Here is a 20722-nt window from a genome sequence, read left to right on the forward strand (position 1 = left end):
AAATAATATTTGCTAATGATAGCTACTTAGAAATAAGCTCGCAATACTATAAAAGTAAACTTTCTGCTTCACAACTAAATATTAATACAAAGCAAATATCTGATAAATTTAATAATATAACTTGGATGAAATCCAGATGATTATAGTCCAAATGGAGGTTTTGTCATCACCGATTCAGCATCGATTTGACATATTATGACACACGTGCTCATGACAAAGGAACATTCGTGCTTTTGTACAAATTGATTGTTATTTCATGATTTATCATGATGACAAAAATATTTATCTAAAATACCATTGATTTGAAAGAACTTTAGATGCAACACAAGGTTCCCAACTTAATATTCATTTGACTAGTTTCTTAATTAGTTAATCTATCTTCAAGGTAATTTCTTGTTAGAATCCATTTAAGATTTTTTAAATAAAATAATAAAAACTTTCAATTAAAAACACCCTAATTAAAAAGTGATTGCAACACTTTTGCTAGAGTATTTTTGACTATTGTATAAAATCATGTTAATAGTTAAATTATTACATTTGATATTTTTTTTAAGGTAAACGCTTTTGATGCAAGAACATCAGCTTCATCATTATATATATTACCACTATGACCTTTTACTCATTTAAAATAAATAGTAACATCTTTTGCTATTTTATCATAAAATGCTTTATATAATTTTGTTTCTACCTTAGTAGTTTTTCATTCACCGGTACACCACTTACTAATTCCAGCATAATCATGACAAATTAAGATTGATTTAATATTATTTTCTAAAGCTAACTGCATTGCTTTTTGTGCACCCATTATTTCTCCAGCAACATTTCTTAATTTTGCTCAATTTTCATCATCAAATTTTTCACAATAAGTACTCTTTTTACCTTTATTTAAAAAAACAAGTCCATAAGAAAATTGATTTATTGTTGCTTTAAAACTACCATCAGTATATGCTATCACTTCATATTTATCATTATAATTTGTTTCCATTTTGCCATCTAAATAATGTTGAGCCTCTTCTTTAGTTGCAAATCGTTTATACTTAGCACCAGCAAAGCCTTTAATTTGTACTTCACATTGATCTCAACTTTCAAATATTCCTGTAATTCTACCTTTTTTTACTGCATAAAATTTATTCGCCATAACTATGACTCCTCTATTGTTGATGTTAATTTTATTATAAAATTAAAACTTTATCTAATAATTATAACTAAAAATAAAAAATATTACTGATGATAATCATGGAAAAAACATCAGTAATTAAATAAAATTTTTACATTTTTAAAAATCTAACGTATAAATTTAGGTCATTTCTTAGGATCATGAGCAAATGCTGAATATGTAGCAAATCAACCATGTCATCGTACTTTCTTGACATTTCAGTTTGATAAATCTTGATTAAATGATGAGGCACGATAAAACATATAACCCATATCGGTAACACTAACAGTATTCCATTTTGATATATCTTGATTAAATGATGAGGCACGATAAAACATATAACCCATATCGGTAACACTAACAGTATTCCATTTTGATATATCTTGATTAAATAATATTGCATCTGTAAAAATACAACGCATGTTTGTCACATGTTCTACATTTCAACTTGAAATATCTTGATTAAAAGCAATGGCATTACGAAACATATTACTCATATTTATGACATTATTATCATGAGATAAACTTGTAAAATTACCATTAAATGCGATGGCATCATAAAACATTGAACTCATATCTTTAACTTTAACTATATTTCATGATAAATTTTGATTGAATGATTTAGCACCGGCAAACATAGCATTCATATATATAACATTATTTGTAATTCAAGGAGAAATATCTTGATTAAAAAATATCGCATCTGCAAACATACCACTCATTTTTACTACATTTGTAGTATTTCAAGATGAAATATTTTGATTAAATAATCTTGCTCCTTGGAAAGTATTAGTCATATCTATGACATTAGTAGTATCTCAAAATGAAAGATCTTGATTAAAAAAAATACATCCGTTAAACATATCTTTCAAAGATGTAATTGCTGTTGGTAATTTATTAGGTACTTTCTCAATTACTCTTGGCATTTTAACAACTTGAATTTCGTGATCTCCATTTTCAAAAAAACCAATTTGCACAATTTCTTTACTATCTATATTTGATAAGTCTATCTCATTAGTTGCTACTTGCTTTTTATCTTTATCAATGTAAATTGTATCTTGCTGTGTGTTATCATTTTTTTTAGAACTTATTTTTAATTGTCCATTATTTAATAATTGTCCATTATCTAAGACACCTGTCATCGTTGTCATCACTAAAATACTTAATGCTTTTAATAAAAAATTCATAAATTAATCCTCCCTTACTTACCCGATAACTTCTTAAATTTAAGAAGTTATTTATATTTTACATTTTTTTAAAATAAAACATAAATTATCTTTAATAAATAATTGATTTTAACGATATTAACACGCAAAATATAAAAAAATAGTTAATAAAAAGATAAAAAAGAAATCATGTAAAATGTATAGTATAAATCAAAAGGAGGCTTAGATTATGGCAATCATTACAACTAAATGCTTTATATCATCATGTGAGAAAGAATATACATTTGATTCTTTATATCGTGATAAATTTGTATATTGTAGTGGAAAATGCTATCAAGAAGCATTCAATAATACAGTAACAAAATATACGCAAAAATAATCGTTTAGTATTGGAGAGATATTATGGATAAAAGCGAAACAAGAAAAAATAATAACAAAATATTATAAGGTTATTAATAATGAAAAAAAAGATATTACAAGAAACTGTTGATACTAATAATTCTCCAACAAAGAAAAATATCAATTATTATAATAACTGACTTATTATAGTTTTTTCATGATTAACAAGTATGACCTTAATAATTAGTTGAATGGTATGAATTTTTTTCTTTAAAACTGAAACTAATAATTTATTAGCATTTATTGATACGATAATTACTAAAAAGGTTATTAAATTTAACTTAACCTTTCCAACCTTAACAATTATAGTATTAGCCTTTAGCATCGTAATTTTAGGTGTTATTGGATTTCCTTTTATTTTTCTAAAAACTAATGATTTTATTTCATTGATATTAGTTAGAATAATGTTATGAATATCATTATTATTTATTACTGGTTCAATTTTATTCATTTCGCTAGGATATTCTGCTTTTTATCAAAGTTACTTTGTTAAAAATAAAAACGTTTTATTTTTTATTATTCCGTGAATAGTAGAATCTTTTTATTTTATAGTTTTAATATTATCTTGTTTATGTTTTATCAAAAAAAGTAGACAAAAAAAATATATGTCACTAAAAATGAAAACTCTTTATTTTCAAAATGAAATTAATCAAAAAACAGAACCTTTAACCCAAGCTAATAATGATGAACAACAAATATGAACAGCACAACAAATTGAAGAAGTATGAAATAAGGGAGAAATTGTTAATAATCTTAATCCAAAATTATATCGCAAAGACTATGCAGGTGCTTTAATGTTTTGACATAACTTTATTCCACAACCAAAACTTAATGATGCCATCGAAAGTTTAAATTGAACGATTGTTTATGAACGACCAATAACTAATGGTGGTGACAGTTATACTAAAAACTTAGTACCTATGAATAACACTAATGCTGTTACTAAAGGTAATAATTTTCCAAATTGAACTACTACTACTTATGACAGCAAAAAAAATAAAAATATCTTTAAGAAAAAATCATGAAAATATAAAGAAAGAAATCATTAAAAATAAAAAATTACATTAAAAAAACTAAGTATAATATGCTTAGTTTTTTTAGCTATCCAATCTTAGTTTTTGTCTCAACATTACTTGCTAATACTGTTTCTAATACATCTTGGCCACCGCGAACTTGATGTTGTTCTGGATCAATACTATGCAACATAATAATAACTTGATGGGCAACATTAACCTTCATTCGATTAAACAATTTTGAGGCCTCTTCAATATAAGCTTGTAACGGATTTAACTGGGCATAACCACGTAAATGAATTCCAGCACGTAGTTTACTTAAAGCATCAATATGATTAGTTCAATATTGATCAAAAGTTTGTAAAATAACACTATTTTCAATTTGCTTGATAATAATTTTATTTAATTTTTCTCTTTTTTCTAAATAAAAATCATAAGATTTTTCAGTAATTTGATCAACATTTTCTTCAATAGTTAATCGTTTTAACTTTTCTGGCATTAAATCATTAACATTAATTAATTTATTTTCAATACCTTTGACTAATTCATCATAATCAATAAACTGGTCTCTACCAACAATTTTATTAAAAATATTTAATAAATCACGAGCAACTGTTCGATGCATACTTTTGATTAAATCTAATAAATCATCAGCAAGCAAGATATTATCGCGTTGACGATATATTGCTTCACGATGCTGAGCGATAACATTATCATAATCTAGTAAGTTTTTTCGTGCATCAAAATTCATACCTTCAATTTTTTGTTGTGCTCTAGTAATTGATCTAGTCAACATCTTTGATTTAATATAATCTTCACCTAAACTAGCAAAAGCTTTTTTTAACTTCTCACCACCAAAACGTAACATTAAATCATCTTCAATTGAAACATAAAATCGTGAAAATCCAGGATCACCCTGTCTACCAGCTCTTCCCCGTAATTGATTATCAATTCTTCGCGCTTCATTTCTTTCAGTACCTAAAACAGCTAATCCACCAAGGGCAACGACACCATCACCAAGTTTAATATCTGTTCCCCGCCCTGCCATATTAGTGGCTAAGGTAATGGCACCTTTTTCACCAGCTCTAGCAATAATATCAGCTTCACGAGCATGATTTTTAGCATTCAAAATCTCATGTTTAATTCCTTCTTTTGTTAACATATTAGCAATTCGTTCTGATACATCAACATTAGCAGTACCAATCAAAATTGGTTGTCCTTTCTCATGGCGTTCTTTCACTTCAGCAATTAATGATTTAAATTTAGCATTTAGTGAAGCAAAGACATGGTCAGGTTTATCTTCACGAATAATTGGTTTGTTAGTAGAAATTTTAATTACCCGCATATTATAAATTTTTACAAACTCTTCTTCTTCGGTTTTAGCAGTTCCTGTCATGCCACTTAGTTTGCTATATAAACGAAAAAAGTTTTGATAAGTAATTGTGGCAACAGTTGTTGTTTCTTGCTGAATTGCCACCTTTTCTTTAGCTTGCAAAGCTTGATGAAGTCCATCACTATATACTCGACCAGGCATTAAACGACCAGTAAATTGATCAACTAAAACAATTTCACCATCTTTAACAACATATTCAACATCTAATTTGAAAACATGATTAGCACGCAGTGCATTTTGAATATGATGAAATAATTCTGAATTATCAATATCAAATAAACTCTTTAAATTAAACTGTTTTTGTGCCTTATTAACACCTGCTATTGTTAATGAAATTTGACGTGATTCTCAATCAATCTTATAATCTTCAGGCACTAATGTTTTTGCGAAAACATCTGATGCTTGGTATAAAGGAGTACGATTCTTGGAACCACCAGAAATAATTAAAGGTGTTCTTGATTCATCAATTAAAACAGAATCAGCTTCATCAATAATAGCATAGTTAAGTTTTCGCTGAACTTTGTCTGCATAAACTTTAACCATGTTATCACGCAAATAGTCAAAACCTAATTCTGAATTAGTTGTATATGTAACATCTTTTAAATATGCTTCACGTTTCTGAGTAGTAGAATGATCACGAAGACTAACACCAATAGTAATTCCTAAAAATTCTAAAATTGGCCGATTTAACTCAGCATCTCTCGCCGCTAAATATTCATTAACGGTAATAACATGAACACCTTTACCACTAAGGGCATTTAAATAAATCGGCATAACAGCAGTTAACGTTTTTCCTTCACCAGTTCTCATTTCAGCAACATCACCATTATGAAGAACAATACCACCAATTAATTGAACAGGATATGGATGTAAACCACTAACTCTTCGCGCTGCTTCTCTAACTGTGGCAAATCCCTCAACTAAAATATCTTCTAATGATTCACCTTCTGCCAATCTTATTCTAAATTCTACTGTTTTATTTGCTAACTCTTTATCACTAATTTTTTTCATTGTTTCATCAAGACTAATTATTGCCTTTACTTGTTTATTAATTTTTCGTAAAATTTTATGATCTCACATAAACTAAATCACCATTTATTTTCTGTATTATTAATTATATTTACTATTTCTCATTTTATAAGAAAACCTTTATTATTTTAACATAAAAACACTTAGAAAGCTTAGCAGCAAAAAAATTTTTTTGGATTTGTACTATTTTTTTACAAACTAATAATTTTATTAAAAAACCAATTTCCTTTAAAAAACATATTTATTTTTAATGCTCATTAATAACACTTATTATTTTTTTACTAACATTATTAATTTTAATAAAGTTATTTACTTTGCTTTCATTAACTCGCTTAGCATTTCGTAATGCTCAACCAATAGCACGAATTAAATAAAAATTAGGTGTTAACAGCAATGGCGTAATTAATGTAAATAATAAATCAAAATTAGTTTTTTCTTTAAACATTAATTGTGTTTGAATTGCTATTCGTTGCATTCAAAAATTACTATCATTTATTAATTTAAATAAATATTGATTTCTAATACTAATATCAGAATTACTAAATATCAGTACCCCAATAATATTATCAAAATAATCAGTAGTATCTCATCAAATATTATGTTTTATGATCAATAAAAGTCAATCTAAATCATTAAAATTTAAATTCTGTTTTCATCAAAGACTTAAGAACTCCATTGCTGTATACTGAAACTCACGATTTTTTTGTAAATATAATTCACGAAATAACTCTTTTTTAATTGCTAAAGGTAAAGTTTTATTTCATTTATTTAATAGTGATTTTACTAAAGGTTTTCGTTTACTAGTTAAAATGCCATAAAATTGAAAATTATTAACTAGAAATTTTTCTTGTTTACTCTTGACATTAATATCAGCATTGTTAATAAAGATTGTTGTTAAAATTGCTATTTCTTCATTAAATATTTTCATATGCTACCTTTCTATCTAAAAAAAATTATTTTAAAAATATTGAAGGGAATGTGCTCATTAAAATAACCATAATTATTGCTAAACAAATAAATACACATAATCTAAAAATATGACAGAATTGTTTTCGATTCAAATATTTAATTGTTTGATTTAAATACATCAAATTTCATTTATTAATTGGTAATTGGTAATAATCCAAAATGGCAATTAAAATGGCATGTTGTTTAAATGATTTACATTTTTTATAATGTTTAATATGAAGTGAAATTTGATTTCAATGTTTAAAACTAAAAATATTATTAATATCCATTAATGAAGCAACAATTTCTTCTGGTGTAAAATCATTATTTCTTGCATAAAAAGATTTAAATTGTTGATTTTGTTTAAGACAATATTTAAATTCATAAATAACCATAAATATTGCGATTATTAATACTATTATCACAGTTAAATCTTTAAATATTCTTACTATATATAATAATCTTCAAAGTTGATTACTAATTGTTTGACTATCTTTATCAATAACAGTTAGTAATATCGAAAGAATTATGGAAAATACTGATAAAAACAATGCTAAAATGTCCATAGTTCTAATTTTTTGTGTACATTTTAATTTAATATATTTAAATAAATCTTTAATAACAATATTAACATCAATTGTCAATTTTACATTTTTTATATTTGTTTGTACTTCTTCATACATTGCTTTTTCTAAATGTTCAACTTCATCATCATTAAAATCCATAGTAATCCCTCCATTCTATTTTATAATTTTAACATTATCCATAACTAAAACTAAAAAAATGAACAACCTTTAAATTGTTCATTTTCTTTTAGTAATAGTTTATTTTGGAGTTCAAGTTTTTAATAAATCATTTTTAATATTACCAACTTGTGGTCCATAAATCACTTGAACAGCAGTCCCTTTTTTAAAGATACCAACAGCACCAGTTGCTTTTAAAACATTATCATCTACTTTAGTCGTATCATAAACTGTAACACGTAATCTTGTTGCACAATTATCTAACAATTTAACATTATCGCGTCCGCCAAGGCCTTTAAAAATATTTTCTGATAAATTATCTTTTTTATCTTTACTAATATCAGAGTCTGTTACTTGTTCTTTTCTCATTTCTGCTTGTAAAGTTTGATAAATAGATTGTGCACCATCAAGATAAGTGATTTCAATTTTATTATCATCTACTTTAATATTTTTAGTACCACTTAATCGTAATAAAGGTTTTGAATAAATATTTTTATTTTTTAATGTTGCAACTAACACTTTATCATTAACAATAACATCAATGATATTTAATGCACCACCAAGTCCAAGTAATAAATTTTGTACTTTTGTTTTACCTTTTTTTGAAGATTTATCTAAAGAACTTTCAACACTTTGTAAAGCTAAATTAGTTGCCAATTCTCCTTCTTCACGACCTAAAGTTTTATAATTTCTTCATTTAATAATATAGTAGAAACCAAAGAAATAAGCTGGTGCCATAAGTAAACCAGTAACAAATACTCAGTAAAATCCGGTTGCTTTACCAAGAACACTTGGTAATATTCCAAAGAAAGAAAAATCAATAAAGCCAGCAGCAAAACCTTGACCAATAACTATATTTAATAAATACGCCATCATGAAACTAATTCCTGCCATAAACGCATGGAAAACAAAACATAGTGGAGCTACAAACAAGAATGAGAATAACATTGGCTCGGTAATTCCTGTTAAGAAAGAAGTTAATGCAGCAGATCCTAAAATACCAGCAACTAATTTTTTATTTTCTGGTCGTGCTAACATTCACATCGCAAGTGCTGCAAATGGATATCCATACTGCATAAATGCAAATCGTCCACTCATAAACATCGTACCAGGTGTTTGATTCATATGTCCAACGGCATTTGAAGCAAATTGACCGAAGAAAATATTATATGCTCCAACAAATGTATCACCAACTTCATTAGTTCAAGTTCCACCAATTCCAGTATATCAAAACGGTGCATATTGAACATGATGCAATCCTGTTGGTATTAATAAACGTTCAGTAATTCCAAAAAACATTGCAATAAAGGCGCCACCAACTGTTGGTTGAAAATTATCACCAGTTAATTTCCCAGTAGTAAGTTGGCCAGTATTCATACCTGTTGCTAAACCATTCCCTACTGCTTTAAAAGCAATTAATAATATTGGTCAAATAAAGAAAAACGCCAATCCCATTCCAATTCCAACAAAAACAGCTAAAATTGGAACAAAACGCTCACCACCAAAGAAAGTTAATATTCTTGGCATACGAATATTATATGAGTGATTATGAATAATTGATACTAATCAACCAACAAGAATACCACCTAAAACTGAAGTATCAAAAGTGGGAAATAATCCTAAGACAGAAGAAAATAGACCAGAATCTTTACCACTAGTTGGTGTTACAGACATCCCTTCACCTAAATTTCATGGATCAAAACCTAGCTTTTCTGTTTTTGAATCTCAAAAAAACATACCACTAATAACAGCAGTCATAACAGCAAAAGTAATAAATCCAGAAAGTGCTGCAACACCTTTACTAGCTTTTGCAAATCCAAAAGCAATTGCAATTGCAAAGATTAATCCTAAATTAGCAAAAACAACATTTCCAGCAGCTTGCATAATTGAAAAAATATTAATAATAACAACAATATTTTCATGATTTGGTAATTGCTTTAAAGCACTAGCAACTCCACCACCAATTCCTAATAATAAACCAGCAATCGGTAAAGTAGCAATTGGTAAAACAATAGCTCTTGCTAAGTTTTGCATTTTACCAAACATTTTGCCACCTAATTTGTTAAAAGTTCCTTTAAAAGTAAAGCTAGGGTTTATTTTATCAGTGGGGGAAGATTTTTTCTTATGAAAAAAATTATTCATTTTCTAACTTATCTCCTTCTATTCTTAAAATAAATTTATTTCTTATGTATATACACATAAAAAACATAAAAAAATAGGTTTATTATTATACATATTATAATTATATATACAATAATAGTAAAAACAAGTAAAAATAGGTAAAAATAATTTTTTGATTTTTATTATACTAATTAAGTAACAAAAAAATAACAAACTGCAAATAAAACTATATTATTTTGATATTTAAAAAATAATATAAATTTACCAAAAAAACATTACTATAATTAATTATTTTCTAACTAAACCAAATATCTAAACCAATACACTTAATAAATAGTGTCCCAATACAATAAGTAAAAACTAAAGTTGTTAACATATACAAAATTCATGATTCTTTTATTCGACTATGATCAAGAAATTTAGTAAAAGGAATTGCTTTTACGGCAAAAGCACTAGCAATAAAACTAAAAAGATAAATACTTAGTTCAATTGTTCATTTTATTAAATGTGAATCATGCATATATTAAACCCCACTAACTCTTTTAATACGTTCATCAGATACTCTTACTTCTTGCTCTTTTAAAATTGAAGTATATTCAACTTTATCACTAATAATGCGAACCATATGTAAATCCGTTACTAAAAGTCCACCCGAGATCGTTAAATCATAAACTTTTTCTTTAATTTTAAATGACATTTTAGATATTTGAATATTAGCAATTAATGGTGTATGTCACTCAAGAATACCAACATACCCTTCAGTTGTTTTCACATTAACTCACTGTACTTCACCATCAAAGAAAATACCATCAGGAGTAATAATTTTAAGATTTAATGCCATATTATTCACCTTCAATTATTTTAGCTTATTTGCTTTTTCAATTGCTTGTTCAATCGTTCCAACATATAAAAATGCTTGTTCTGGTAAATCATCACATTCACCATCTAAAATTTGTTTAAAACTAGCAACAGTTTGACTAACAGAAATATAAATACCATTTAACCCTGAAAATTTTTCAGCAACATGAAAGGGCTGTGAACAAAAATTACGAATTCTTCTAGCGCGGGCTACTACTTTTTTATCTTCTTCACTCAATTCATCCATTCCTAAAATACCAATAATTGGTTCTAATTCAGAAAAACGCTGAATTGTTTCAATAACTCTTTGTGCAACATCATAATGCTCTTGGCCAACAATAGCAGGATCTAACATTCTTGATGAAGACTGTAAAGGGTGAACAGCAGGATATAGTCCTAATGCAGCAATGTTACGATCTAAAACAATTTTTGCATCCAAGTGGGTAAACGTTGTAGCAGGAGCTGGATCAGTTAAATCATCAGCTGGCACATATACTGCTTGTACTGAAGTAATAGAACCACGTGTTGTTGAAACAATACGTTCTTGTAAAGCACCCATTTCCGTTGACAATGTTGGTTGATATCCTACTGCTGAAGGCATTCTTCCTAATAATGCTGATACTTCACTACCAGCTTGGGTAAAACGAAAAATATTGTCAATAAATAATAATACATCTTGTTGTTTTTCATCACGAAAATATTCAGCAATCGTTAAACCAGTTAAGGCAACACGCATTCTAGCACCTGGTGGTTCTGACATTTGTCCAAATACTAAAGCTGTTTTATTAATAACACCTGATTCTTGCATTTCAAAATATAAATCATTACCTTCACGTGTTCTTTCACCAACACCAGAAAAAACAGAAATACCACCATGTTCTTTAGCAATATTATTGATTAACTCTTGAATTAAAACTGTTTTACCAACTCCAGCTCCACCAAATAAGCCAATTTTTCCACCTTTTGCATAAGGTGCCAATAAATCAATAACTTTAATTCCTGTTTCTAAAATTTCTGATTTTGATTGTAATTCGTCAAAACTAGGAGGAATACGATGAATAGGATATTTTAATTTCGTTTTAATTTCCTTGCCATCATCAATAACTTCTCCTAATACATTAAAAAGTCTTCCTAAAACTTCTTCACCAACAGGAACACTAATTGGAATTCCTAAGTCAATAGCTTCAAGACCACGAGACAATCCTTCTGTTGGACCCATAGAAATACAACGAACACTATCATCACCAATATGTTTTGCAACTTCAACAATTAGTTTTTGACCATTATTATCAATACTAATAGCGTTATTTAAATTCGGTAAACTATTATCATTAAAGCGAATATCAATAACTGGACCTGATATTTGGACAATCTTTCCAATATTTTTCTTAGTTGCAATATTAGTTTTAGTTTTTGCTTTAACAACTACTACTTTTTTATTTACTTTTTCTTTTGTTTTAACAATAATCTTAGTATTAACTTTTTTGGTATCATTGTTATCACTAATCGTTTTCTCTTTACTAGTTGCATTTTTCATCTTAATTGACTCCTTTATTATGATGATTGGGCATCAGCGCCACCAATAATTTCTGAAATTTCTTGGGTAATAGCTCCTTGACGGGCATGGTTATAACTGATTAATAATTTATCCTTCATTTCTTTGGCATTTTTTGAAGCATTTTCCATTGCTAATCGTCGTAATGCTTGTTCTGATACTTGTGATTCAACTAATGCTCCATAAATAATGGCACCAACATATAAGGGAAAAGCACTATTAATAACAGTATTGGCATCTGGTTCAAAATCAGTTTGAATTAAATTACTTTCTTTATCAGTTTTATTAACAGTTATTGGTAATAAATCAATAACTGTTGGAATCGTTGTTACTGTATTGATATATCTGGTATATGCAATTTTAATAGCATCAGTTTCTTTATTATTAAATTTTGAAAGCAATAATAATGATATTTCTTGCGAATCATTATATGATGATTGAATGTTAATTTCAGTATAAGATTGGATAATTTTACAATGATGATTAGTAAAGTATGAAACTCCTTTATTACCAATAACAACAATTTCATCTATTGGCCGATATTGTTCAAGCACTAATTTATTTAAATTATTATTAAAACCACCACATAGCCCTAAATTAGAATTAAAAACAACTCATATTGTTTTATTAATAACTTGATCTTTTGCTTTTAAATAAATTGAATTATTCAATTTAGGTATTAATTGATGGAATGTATCGTAAACTTCAGAATAATAAGGTTTAATCGTCTCAATTCTCTTACCTACTTTTTTTAATTTAGCTGTTGATACTAGTTGCATTGCTTTAGTAATTTTATAACTAGTATTAACTGATTTAATTTTTTGACGAATTTGTTCCATACTTTGAGCCATGATATTTCACCTTACCTTACTGCATTACTTCAATGCTTTAGTTAATGTTTCCCATTCTTCAACACTACCATATACTTTTGGGTTGTAGTCATTTAATTTATTAACTAAATTATAAACAATTTGCATAATTCCTTGGCTAATATTGTTTTCTAGTTCTTCGCTAAATGCTTGATCATGTTGTAATTTTAAATAATTCTTACGTTGTTGTTTTTGAAAATAATTTATTACCTCTTTTTTAAAAGATTCCATCATTTCTACTGGTAATCATTTGATTGCTTTATTTTTAATTGCTAATAAAATAATTGCTTGATCAATTTGACTTAATGGTTCATTTTGTTTTTGTTTTAAAATTTCAATAGCATGTTTGCCATGTTCAATAATAGCTCTTGTGTTCTCATCTAAATCAGAACCAAACTGTGAAAAAGCTTGTAACTCACGAAATTGTGCTAATTCTAATTTTAAGGTACCACCCGCTTGTTTTATCGCTTTAATTTGTGCTGATGAACCTACCCGTGAAACTGATAAACCAACATCAACTGCGGGACGAATACCAGCATTAAATAATTCTGACATTAAAAAAATTTGACCATCAGTAATTGAAATAACATTAGTAGGAATATAGGCAGAAATATCTCCTGCTTGTGTTTCAATAATCGGTAAGGCAGTAATACTACCACCACCATGTTTTTCACTTAATTTAGCAGCGCGTTCCAATAAACGAGAATGAAGATAAAATACATCTCCCGGATAAGCTTCTCTTCCTGGTGGTCTTCTTAATAATAAAGAAATGGCACGGTAAGCAACGGCATGTTTACTTAAATCATCATAAACAATTAAGACATCTTTACCTTGCTCCATTCATTCTTCAGCAATCGTTACGCCAGTATAAGGAGCAATATATTGTAAAGGAGCAACTTCACTAGCATTAGCAGCAACAATAGTTGTATATTCCATTGCTCCTAATTGTGTCAATTTATCAACAATTTGCGCAACAGTTGAAGCTTTTTGGCCAATAGCAACATAAACACAAAAAACATTTTTACCTTTTTGATTAATAATAGTATCAATCGCAATTGTTGTTTTTCCAGTTTGTCGATCACCAATTATTAATTCTCTTTGTCCTTTGCCAATTGGAATCATAGCATCAATTGCTAATAATCCAGTTGCTAATGGTTCTGATACAGACTTTCTAGTCATCACACCTAAAGCTATTCTTTCAATTGGTTTAGTTTTTGTAGTTTTAATTGGACCTTTACCATCTATTTTTTGTCCTAATGCATTAACAACCCTTCCTAACAAAGTATTACCAACTGGTGTTTCTACAACATTACCTGTTCTACTAACAATGTCTCCTTCTTTAATATCAGTATCATCACCCATTAAAACAACACCAACAGCAGTTTCTTCTAAGCTTAAAACCATACCATAAACATTAGCTTTAGGAAAAAATACTAATTCACCATTAACAGCTCGATCTAAGCCATGAATTAAAGCAATTCCATCACCAACAGTAACAACATTTCCTTCTTCATTGGCACTAATTTTTTTACCATAATTTTTAATTTGGCTTTTTATAATTTCTGAAATTTGATTAACATTTAAGGACACTTGTTTTTACCTCTATTCATGACTTAATAATTTTTGTTTTAATTGATCAATTTGGCCTTTAACTGAACCATCAAAAACTTGATTTCGTACTTTAACTTTAACGCCACCAATCAATGATTTATCAATTTTATTAACTACTTTAATCTTATGATTAATGACTTTTTCAATTTTCAATTTTATTTGATTTATTTGTTGATTTGAAAGTTCTATTACTGAATAAATAATGCCATAATTTATATCCTGATATTGATTACATAATTTACGAAATTCTTTTAAAATGAGACGAACAGATTGAAAATGATGTTCATCAATTAATAATAGAAAAAAATTTAGTATATATGGTTCAATATAGTTTTTAAAAGTTTCGTTAATAATCTGTTTACGTATTTCAATAGTTAAATTACTACTACTAACAATGTTAATAAATTCTGGAAACGTAGAAAAAATATCAATTAATTTATTACTTTCTTCAGCAAATTGAGCAATTTTTTTAATTTCTCGAGCTAATTGAAAAAGACCATTACTTCATTGATTAGCTAATCCTTCATCCAACATTTAAACTTCTCCACTATTTTAAATTTTTAATAAAATCATCAATTAATTGTTCATGTTTTTTAGCATTAATTTCGGCGCCAATAATTTCTTTAGTAACTTCTAATGCTACTACTTTAATTTCCTCATTAATTTTTGCTTCTAATTCTTTACGAGCACGAATTAAATCACGATTTGATTGATTAGTAATTCGCATACTTTCTTCTTGTGCTTTATCAATAATTTGTTTACGTTTATTATAACCATCATTTTGTGCATTAGCAATAATTTCTTGCGCTTCAATTTTAGCAGCTTTTAGGATTTGACTAGCTTCACCACGATCTTGGTTAGCTAACGATTGCTTACTAGCAGCATCATCAAGTTTTTCTCTAATTACCAAGTGTCGTGCATGTAATGTTTTCCGAAAAGGAGCATAAACTCATCTTCAAAGTACCATTAACAAAATTACTGTTGCAAAAATATGAGCAATAAAGACAGGAAGATTGGGAAATAATTGATTAACAATATCATCACCCGAAACTAAATCATTGAAATTAAAATTCATAAAATCACCTACTTTTTAATAATTTAATTTGCTACGAATATTAAAATTAAAGAAACAACTAAACCATAAATAGCTCCTGATTCAGCAATAGCTGCTCCAATAACAAATTGTGTTCTAATTTTTGATTCTACTTCGGGATTGCGAGAAACAGCTTCCACAGCCTTACCAGCAGCATAACCTTGGCCAATTCCACTTCCAGCACAAGAAATAGTTGAAATTCCAGCTCCAACAAATTTTAAACTTACTAAAGATTGAGGATCGGTTACTAAATGATTAAAATAATGTAATAAATGTGTCATTACTGTTGTTAATAATTCCATAATAAATAAATTCTCCTTTTTAAATGTTATTTTTGTTCCATAATTAAACGATCATTATAAATTTCTTCTTCATGATTTGAATGATGTTTACCTTGTTTACGAAGTTTTCTTGGCAATTTAATAGTAAGTTCTGCTTTCGGTGAACCTTCATCCATTTGTAATTTCCAATAAACAAGAGTTAAGGTCCCAAAAATTAAAGCTTGAATACTTCCAGTAAATAAATCAAAATAAATATGTAAGAATGGGCCAATGACACCAATTAATAAATTGACTTGACCAATAATTGGAATATTACTTCAAATTTCACCAGTGACACCATAAAGCATTGCTAAAATAATACTACCACCTAAAATATTACCAAATAAACGGAAAGATAAAGAAATTAGTGGTGCAAACTGAGTAATTAATTCTAAAGGATTAATAATAAATTTTTTTAAAAATAAGAACTTTTGAAATTTAATAGCAATATAATATATTCCAATAAAAGTAACTAATGCCATTGATAAAGTAACGGTATAACTTGATGCTTGTGGTTCAAGACCAATAATTGATAATCAATTACCAATTAAAATATAACCCATGACATATAATAAATAAATTGTTAAATTTTTATACTTGATACCTAGAACATCAACAACGATTTTTTCAACTGCTTTAATTATCAATTCAACAACTAAAACAATACCTCTTGGATCTTCATCAGCTTTCATTCGCTTTACTTTGTAATAATAAATATAACTAATAACACTAATAAAAACTGTTGTTATTAAAATTGTTATCAACTGTGGCATAATTTTTAAATAATTTCAACTTTCAAGTCCAACTAAACTATTCATTTAAATTCCTTCTTTTAAATTATTTTTGTGATATACACACAATGATGCAGTAATAGTAGCAACCATTAACATCGACATTCCAACAATTATAGTAAACATATTAGCAAAATTAAAGAAAATATTCAAAACTATAATTGAACCATAAATTAACATTCTTAATAAAAATCCAAAATATGCAAGGGTTTGTTTTAAGTGTATTTTACTGGTTAATCATTTTGATGCTAAGTATAAAAAGCATAAGCCAATTATGCTCGCGATAAAACCAATATTAAAGCCAGTAATTAATAATCAATAGCTTGTACTAATTATAACAGTTATAATTAATCCTACATTAATTAATAATCAATAGCATAGCATTGTAAAAAGTATTGAAAGAAGAAGGTTATTTCTTATTTTTTTCATTAAATTATTTACTTAGTTCCAAAAATACGATCACCAGCATCACCTAAACCAGGTACAATATAACCAACATTATTCAATTCTTTATCCAAAACTGTTAAAAAAATCTTAACATCAGGATGATTATCATTAATCTTCTTTATTGCTACTGGTGCTCCAACAATAGAAACTAAAGTAATGTTTTTAAAACCTACTTTTTTTAATTCTTTAATGGCAGCATCAGCAGTACCACCAGTAGCAAGCATTGGATCTAAAATAAACACTAATGCATGTTCAATATCTTTAATATTTTTAGGATACTTAAAAAAATATTTTTGTGGTTTTAAAGTTTCTTCATCACGGTAAAAACCAATATGACTAACAATTGCATTAGGTACTAGATATTCAAATCCATTTATCATTCCTAATCCAGCTCTTAAAACTGGAGAAAGAATAATTGTTTTAGTTAATGTTTTACCAATAACTTTAGTAATGGGTGTTGCTACTTCAATTTCATCCAGTGGAAGATCCTTAAATACTTCATAAGCCATCAAGGTAGCAATTTCGGTTAAATTCTCTTTGAAATCTTTTTTTTGGGTTAAGTGATTTCTAATTCTTGTTAATTTATCTTGTATTAAAGGATGATTAACAATAAACAGATTTTTACTATTTTCCACTAAAAACACTCCTTTATCTTTAATGCCGTATACTTTCAATAATTAAAATATATACTAATATGAAATTTTACGCCTTTTAATTTAGAAATCAATAAAATAACAATAAAATATTAATATTAAATCAAAATTTTCTATTAATTATTAATTAATAATTTCCAAAAAGTGAAATTAAATATTAACAAAAAGCAATTGTTATTTATTTTAAACAAGATATTAACTCATTAATTATAACAGATTATATTGTAACAAGATTTAATACAAGTGTTACCATTAACAGTAATTTTTCAAAATTTATAAATTAATCACATAATTTAATTTCATATTTAAACATCAAAAACAAACAACAAGTATTTTATAAAAATGTTTATTGTATATTATTTTTTTCAGATATAAACTTTAAGTGATATTTATTTTACCAATTACTAGTCAAGTAATAAACTCATTTTATTTAAAACTTTTAATGCTAGTTATATAAATAATAAAAGTTGTAATTATTTTATTAAGAGATAATCAGTTTAATTATTTACTAATATCTAAACTTAATAAAATGATTTTTTTAATAAATCTCATCAAAAAGATAAGTACTAATTAATAATTAGTAATAAAAACAAAATATTAATAAATAAAATTAATGAGTATATCTCAATAAATTAACAAAATTAGATTTTCAATTTTAATTTTAATGTTTTTATTAATTTATGAAATTACTAGTTTAGATTAATTTCTCATTAAATTTTGTAATAAAATGAACAATGGCAATATTTTAATTTTGAAATACATTGTTCATTTTTTCATTTTTATTATTTTTTTTACATGCTTTCTTTATTCAATAATTTGTCTATTTTAAAATAATATATATATATATATATATATATTATTGGAGTTATCAGTAAAGAACAATTTGCAAACATAAGATTAATTTTAGAAAATAAAAATAAAACTGGAGGTCCTTAATTCATGAAATAATATACTGTTCATCATAATCATCTAAAAAAATTAAAAACTAATGAAAATTATTGCCAGTTGTTATCATCTATTTTTAAATAAATTTTCAATAAAATCAGTAACAAAAAGATTAAATTAATAAACTAATATTAAAAAAATAAAACAATACGTTAATAGCCTTTAAAACGCAATATTTAGCGCTTTAAAAAATTAAAATTTTATATTTATATAAAAAGATATGAAAAATTTTGAAATTATTTTTTGATAATATTAATTATTTTAATATTTAACACCTAATTTTTTCATTTCATTATATAATTGATTATTATTTTTACTTTCTCATAATTGAAATTTATCATTAAAAGAACTAAGTAACGGATAAGGAAAATCAAGATCTACTAACTTTTTAATACACTTAAGATAATCTTGTTTTAATGGTAAAATAATTGTACTAACCTTTTGCTTTCATGGTTGTTGATATTGAATACCACTATAAATATCATTTAATTCGGGAACAATATATGCATAAATTCCTCCACAACCATATTTTGACTTAGTAGATTCAACTATTTTAATATGTAAAACCAAGTGTTCTAATAAATTGCAATAAACTAATCTATTCGCTTTTTGAAAAGTAAATGGTGCAAGTTGCGCATATTTTGGTGTAGATAATTTAATCGCCTTATCTTCATCAATATGATGAATATATAAACCCTCTTTACCTCTTTTGATAGATTGCCTTATTTTTGCTTTTGTCATTGTTTCATCCATAAAATAATCTTTTGCGACATGTCCATATTTGTTCTTTAAATAATTACAAGCATTTTCATAGTTCATCACTAATAATTTTTCTATCTCTGTCATTTTTGTCTCCGATTATTTTATGTTAATACTAATAGTAAATTTTATTTGAATTAAAAATATAAATTAAACTGCAACAAGAACTAAAATAAAAGTAAAACTACCTTGTAATAAAAAGTGATAATCATCTTCAACGGCATTAACATTAATATGAACAGGTTCAAGTTTAGCGATTTGTTCTGTTAATTGATGACCTTCAACATTAACAACATAATCATTATCCTGTCTTGCAGTTGCAACAAGATTAGTAATTTTATTTTGAATCAATGATAAACACTGTCCATTAATCGCTTGTTCAAAAGTAGTAGTATTAACTACAATTTTTGTTTCTTGCTTATCAATATTAATGTTACTAATATCTACTGCTTTTGGTACTAAATTTACTTCTGCTTTAAAATTACCTTTTAAAACTTTACTATCACTTGTTGCAGAGACATTGATATCAAGTAATTCAAGTTTTTTAATTTTATCATAAATGCCATGATTAGCAATTTTAATTTTAAAATCAACATAATATTTTGCTTCTCTGCCTTGAGTTATAAGACTATTAATTTTATTTTCAATATTTATTTGGAATTGATGTAAAGCAGTATTATAAATTTCACCATTATTTAAACTAACCTTAGCATTAATCATTTCCATGGTAATGTTACTAATATCAACGTAAACTTGATTTCTTTCTCCTCTACATGCAACTAATGACAAAGAAACAGTGCTTGTTACAACGAATGCTTTCAATATTTTTAATATTTTTGTCATAGTTTTCACC

Annotated in this window: 21 protein-coding genes; 2 read left to right on the forward strand and 19 right to left on the reverse strand. The window is 26.6% G+C overall.

Translation table 4 applies throughout. The annotated features are described in order from the left end of the window. Positions 1 to 523: 523 nt before the first annotated feature. Entirely contained in the window at positions 524 to 1138 is a 615-nt protein-coding gene (locus tag ACQH25_RS06430) for a viroplasmin family protein (RefSeq protein ID WP_425381181.1), read from the reverse strand. Between the two features lie 146 nt (positions 1139 to 1284). Next, positions 1285 to 2343 carry a BspA family leucine-rich repeat surface protein gene (locus tag ACQH25_RS06435; protein WP_425381182.1) on the reverse strand — a complete coding sequence of 353 codons (1059 nt, stop codon included), beginning with the start codon at positions 2341 to 2343 and terminating at the stop codon, positions 1285 to 1287. A gap of 208 nt (positions 2344 to 2551) precedes the next feature. Between ACQH25_RS06435 and ACQH25_RS06440 the strand changes: the two genes are divergently transcribed. Continuing rightward, positions 2552 to 2701: a hypothetical protein gene (locus ACQH25_RS06440; RefSeq protein WP_425381183.1), complete on the forward strand. Its 150-nt coding sequence runs from the start codon at positions 2552 to 2554 to the stop codon at positions 2699 to 2701. A 79-nt stretch (positions 2702 to 2780) separates the two neighbouring features. Further along, positions 2781 to 3770 (forward strand): hypothetical protein, encoded by a 990-nt coding sequence (locus ACQH25_RS06445; RefSeq protein WP_425381184.1) that lies wholly within the window; start codon positions 2781 to 2783, stop codon positions 3768 to 3770. A gap of 52 nt (positions 3771 to 3822) precedes the next feature. On the opposite strand, the gene secA is transcribed toward ACQH25_RS06445, so the two are convergent. The 17 genes from secA to ACQH25_RS06530 all read right to left on the reverse strand — a co-directional run bounded on the left by secA (position 3823) and on the right by ACQH25_RS06530 (position 20712). Continuing rightward, a complete protein-coding gene (gene secA, locus ACQH25_RS06450; RefSeq protein WP_425381185.1) occupies positions 3823 to 6207 on the reverse strand; it encodes a preprotein translocase subunit SecA in 2385 nt (794 codons plus the stop codon). Positions 6208 to 6403: 196 nt separating this feature from the next. Next, a complete protein-coding gene (locus ACQH25_RS06455) occupies positions 6404 to 7084 on the reverse strand; it encodes a DNA alkylation repair protein (protein ID WP_425381186.1) in 681 nt (226 codons plus the stop codon). Positions 7085 to 7109: 25 nt separating this feature from the next. After that, positions 7110 to 7829: a hypothetical protein gene (locus ACQH25_RS06460; RefSeq protein ID WP_425381187.1), complete on the reverse strand. Its 720-nt coding sequence runs from the start codon at positions 7827 to 7829 to the stop codon at positions 7110 to 7112. A gap of 99 nt (positions 7830 to 7928) precedes the next feature. Continuing rightward, on the reverse strand, positions 7929 to 9989 hold the full coding sequence (locus tag ACQH25_RS06465) for a PTS transporter subunit EIIC (RefSeq protein WP_425381188.1): 2061 nt from the start codon (positions 9987 to 9989) through the stop codon (positions 7929 to 7931). A gap of 274 nt (positions 9990 to 10263) precedes the next feature. Further along, positions 10264 to 10488 (reverse strand): hypothetical protein, encoded by a 225-nt coding sequence (locus ACQH25_RS06470; protein ID WP_425381189.1) that lies wholly within the window; start codon positions 10486 to 10488, stop codon positions 10264 to 10266. Positions 10489 to 10491: 3 nt separating this feature from the next. Further along, complete coding sequence (locus ACQH25_RS06475) at positions 10492 to 10809, reverse strand: F0F1 ATP synthase subunit epsilon (protein WP_425381190.1); 318 nt, start codon at positions 10807 to 10809, stop codon at positions 10492 to 10494. A 15-nt stretch (positions 10810 to 10824) separates the two neighbouring features. Next, on the reverse strand, positions 10825 to 12363 hold the full coding sequence (gene atpD, locus ACQH25_RS06480; protein ID WP_425381191.1) for a F0F1 ATP synthase subunit beta: 1539 nt from the start codon (positions 12361 to 12363) through the stop codon (positions 10825 to 10827). Between the two features lie 17 nt (positions 12364 to 12380). Next, on the reverse strand, positions 12381 to 13232 hold the full coding sequence (gene atpG, locus ACQH25_RS06485; RefSeq protein WP_425381192.1) for an ATP synthase F1 subunit gamma: 852 nt from the start codon (positions 13230 to 13232) through the stop codon (positions 12381 to 12383). 24 nt (positions 13233 to 13256) lie between these two features. Then, positions 13257 to 14840: a F0F1 ATP synthase subunit alpha gene (gene atpA / locus ACQH25_RS06490; protein WP_425381193.1), complete on the reverse strand. Its 1584-nt coding sequence runs from the start codon at positions 14838 to 14840 to the stop codon at positions 13257 to 13259. Between the two features lie 12 nt (positions 14841 to 14852). Then, positions 14853 to 15395, reverse strand: coding sequence for a F0F1 ATP synthase subunit delta (locus ACQH25_RS06495; protein WP_425381194.1), 543 nt, complete (start codon positions 15393 to 15395; stop codon positions 14853 to 14855). A 13-nt stretch (positions 15396 to 15408) separates the two neighbouring features. After that, positions 15409 to 15936 carry a F0F1 ATP synthase subunit B gene (atpF, locus tag ACQH25_RS06500; protein WP_425381195.1) on the reverse strand — a complete coding sequence of 176 codons (528 nt, stop codon included), beginning with the start codon at positions 15934 to 15936 and terminating at the stop codon, positions 15409 to 15411. Positions 15937 to 15959: 23 nt separating this feature from the next. Next, on the reverse strand, positions 15960 to 16256 hold the full coding sequence (atpE, locus tag ACQH25_RS06505) for an ATP synthase F0 subunit C (RefSeq protein ID WP_425381196.1): 297 nt from the start codon (positions 16254 to 16256) through the stop codon (positions 15960 to 15962). A 26-nt stretch (positions 16257 to 16282) separates the two neighbouring features. Further along, positions 16283 to 17092 carry a F0F1 ATP synthase subunit A gene (locus tag ACQH25_RS06510; RefSeq protein ID WP_425381197.1) on the reverse strand — a complete coding sequence of 270 codons (810 nt, stop codon included), beginning with the start codon at positions 17090 to 17092 and terminating at the stop codon, positions 16283 to 16285. After that, positions 17093 to 17245 (reverse strand): hypothetical protein, encoded by a 153-nt coding sequence (locus ACQH25_RS06515; protein ID WP_425381198.1) that lies wholly within the window; start codon positions 17243 to 17245, stop codon positions 17093 to 17095. Positions 17246 to 17502: 257 nt separating this feature from the next. Further along, positions 17503 to 18129 (reverse strand): uracil phosphoribosyltransferase, encoded by a 627-nt coding sequence (upp, locus tag ACQH25_RS06520; RefSeq protein WP_425381857.1) that lies wholly within the window; start codon positions 18127 to 18129, stop codon positions 17503 to 17505. A 1242-nt stretch (positions 18130 to 19371) separates the two neighbouring features. Continuing rightward, on the reverse strand, positions 19372 to 19956 hold the full coding sequence (locus ACQH25_RS06525; RefSeq protein ID WP_425381199.1) for a hypothetical protein: 585 nt from the start codon (positions 19954 to 19956) through the stop codon (positions 19372 to 19374). A gap of 63 nt (positions 19957 to 20019) precedes the next feature. Beyond that, entirely contained in the window at positions 20020 to 20712 is a 693-nt protein-coding gene (locus ACQH25_RS06530; RefSeq protein WP_425381200.1) for a hypothetical protein, read from the reverse strand. Between the last annotated feature and the right edge of the window lie 10 nt (positions 20713 to 20722).

The sequence above is a fragment of the Spiroplasma endosymbiont of Polydrusus pterygomalis genome, assembly GCF_964030825.1.
GTDB lineage: Bacteria > Bacillota_I > Bacilli_A > Mycoplasmatales > VBWQ01 > Spiroplasma_E.